Origin of the sequence: Streptomyces griseoflavus (assembly GCF_014649995.1) — a bacterium.
Lineage (GTDB): Bacteria > Actinomycetota > Actinomycetes > Streptomycetales > Streptomycetaceae > Streptomyces > Streptomyces griseoflavus.
This window is the reverse complement of sequence record NZ_BMUC01000041.1, coordinates 1-3,152: the sequence shown is the minus strand read 5'-3', so window position 1 is coordinate 3,152 and position 3,152 is coordinate 1. Positions and strand designations below refer to the sequence as shown.

1 protein-coding gene is annotated in these 3,152 nt (G+C 72.5%); it reads left to right on the top strand.

All coding sequences use genetic code 11. The features are described from left to right. Window positions 1-15: 15 nt before the first annotated feature. A partial coding sequence (locus IE172_RS34120; protein ID WP_229886747.1) for a non-ribosomal peptide synthetase occupies window positions 16-3,152 on the top strand: 3,137 nt, incomplete at its 3' end.

The following is a 3,152-nucleotide window of genomic DNA, read 5'->3' as shown; positions in this document are numbered from 1 at the left end:
GCCGGTGGTGCGTACGTGCCGCTGGATCCGGAGTATCCGGTGGAGCGGTTGCGGTACATCCAGCAGGACACCGGCGCTCGTGTCGTCATCACCGACGACGCTCACGCGAGCGCGGTGCCGCCTGCCGCCGGCACCCCGAAGCTGCTCCTGGACGAACTGGAGCACTCCGCCGCGGACCTGGCCGCGACCCCTCCCCGCACCGACACGGACCCCGACCATCTCGCGTACATCAGTTACACCTCCGGCTCCACCGGCCGGCCCAAGGGCGTCGCGGCCACCCACCGTGCGGTCCAGGGGTTCTGGACCCGGCCCGACTGGAGCGGCATCACCAGCGAGGACACCGTCCTCGCACTGGCGCCCCTTCCCTTCGACGTGGCCACCTACGAGCTGTGGTGCAGCCTCTTCGAGGGCGCACGCGTCGCGATGCTGCCCCCCGGCCCGCTCACTGCTGACGCGGTACGCACCGCTGTCACCCGGCACGCGGTGACGGTGCTGTCCCTCACCGTGGGACTGTTCAACCAGATCACCGAGGAGGACCTCGACGCCTTCCGAGGCGTGCGCAGGCTCCTGACCGGCGGTGACGTGCTGTCGCCCGCCCATGTGCGACGGGCCGTGGCGGCTCTCCCGGACACCTGGGTGGGCAACAGCTACGGCCCCACCGAGTGCACCACGTTCACCTGCATCCACCCCCGGGTCACCGCGGAGACGACCCACCGGCCCATCCCGCTGGGGCGGCCCGTCGGAGACAGCCGCTGCTACATCCTCGACGAGGACCTGCGCCCCCTGCCCCCCGGGGCGCCGGGCGAGCTGTACATCGGCGGGACCCGGCTGGCGCGCGGCTACCTCAACGCGCCCGCGGCCACCGCCGAGCGCTTCCTGCCCGACCCCTTCGTGCCGGGCGAACGCGTCTACCGCACCGGCGACCGGGTACGCCTGCTCCCCGACGGCGCGCTCGATTTCCTCGGCCGTCTCGACAAACAGGTCAAGGTGCGGGGCTACCGCATCGAACCCGGCGAGATCGAGACGTGCCTGCTGCGCCACCCGTCGGTCTCCCACTGCCTCGTCACCGTCCACGACCACGGTCCCGACGACCGGCGGCTCATCGCCTACGTCGTGCCCGCCGGGGAAGACTCCGACGGCGGCGACACCGCCGCGCTGCGCCGGCACGTCGAACGGCATCTGCCCGCGTACATGGTTCCCTGGGCGTTCGTCCGCCTCGACGCGTTCCCGCTCGACCCGAACGGCAAGATCGACCGCCGGGCCCTGCCCCTGCCCGCGCCGACCGACGCGACGGCCGCGTCGGACACACCGCGCGGACCGGCCGAGCGGACCGTGGCGGACGTGTGGGCCGAGGTCCTGGGCCTGCCCGCCGTCGGCCGTGATGCGGACTTCTTCGAGCTCGGCGGCCACTCCCTGCTCGTCAGCCGGGTCGCGGCGCGGCTGCGGGAACGGACGAACGCCGACCTCCCGCTGCGGACCCTGTTCACGGCCCGCACGGTCCGCACACTCGCCGAGGCGGTGACCCGGGCCGCGCCTGCCCGCGCGCCCCGCCTCACACCGAGGCCGAGCACCGACGGCGCCGTCCGCCTCTCCGCGGCCCAGCGCCGCATGTGGATCGTCGACCAGCACCTCACCGACCGCGGCGCCTATCACGTGCCGGTCGGCCTGCGCCTGCACGGCGCCCTCGACCGGTCCGCCCTGCACCACGCGGTGCTCGACGTCGTCGACCGTCACGAGGTCCTGCGCTCCGTCCTCACCGTCGACCCGCAGGGTGAGCCCGCCCAAGTGGTCCGCGAGCAGGCCGACATCCCGCTGGCGTACCACGACCTGCGCGACGACCCCGATCCGGAGGCCGCCCTGGCCCAGTGGGCGAGGACCGGAGTCGACGAGCCGTTCCACCTCACCGCCGAGTGCCCGCTGCGGATCCTCCTCGCGCGGACCGCGGACGACGTACACGTCCTCCTCGTCGTCATCCACCACATCGCCTTCGACGGTGTCTCCTACGACGTGTTCCTCAGGGAGCTCGCCGCGCACTACGAGGCCCGCGCCACCGGCGGTGAGGCCGCCGTACCCGCACTGGAGGTGCAGTACGCCGACTACGCGCACTGGCAGCACGACCTGCTCGAGCAGGGGGAGGGCGAGCGGCAACTCGCCTATTGGCGCCAGGCCTTGCGCGACCAGTCGCCGCTGGAGCTCCCCACCGACCGGCCGCGCCCCGCGAACCCCTCCGGCCGCGGCGCCACCGTGCCCTTCGTCCTGCCGGCCGAGACGGCGAACGGACTGCGCGAGCTGGCCCGCCGGCATGGCACCACCGTGTTCACGGCACTGCTCACAGCATGGCAGACCGTCCTGCACCGCTACAGCGGACAGGACGACATCGCCGTTGGATGCGTGGTCGACGGCCGGGTCGCACGCGGCGTGGAGAACCTGATCGGCTTCTTCGTCAACACACTCGTCATGCGCGCCGACTTCAGCGGCGACCCCGCGTTCACCCGGGCTCTCGAGGCGACCCACGAACGCGTGCTGGCCGGCCTCGACCATCAGGACCTGCCCTTCGACCGCCTGGTCGAGGAACTGCGTCCGCCCCGGGAGCCCGGACGCACCCCGTTCTTCCAGGCCGCGATCAACTTCCGCGACGCCGGCGACGGCGCCGACCACTTCACCGGTCTGCGCACCGACCTGTACACCGTGCCGTCGGTCTCCGCGAAGTTCGACCTCCTGCTGTACGCGGAGGACGACGGCGAGTCGTTGTCCGGAGTCCTCGAGTTCGCCACGGACCTCTTCGAGCCCGCCACCGCCGGCCGGATCGTCGAGTCCCTCACCACGTTGATCGCCGACGCCGTCGCCCGGCCCGCCTCAGCGGTCAGCGACCTCGCCGTCCTCACCGCCGAAGCCCACCACCGCATCGTCCACGAGTGGAACGACAACTCCGTCGACCTGGGTGTGCCGGTGCTGGTGCATGAGCTGGTGGGGGAGCGGGCGCGGCTGTGTCCCGAGGCCGTGGCGGTGGTGCAGGGTGACCGGGAGGTGTCGTTCGGGGAGTTGGAGGTGCGGGCGAACCGGCTGGCGCATCGCCTGGTGGGTCTGGGGATCGGTCCGGACGTCCTGGTGGGGGTGTGTCTGGGGCGTGGTCCGGAGCTGTTGGTGGCGTT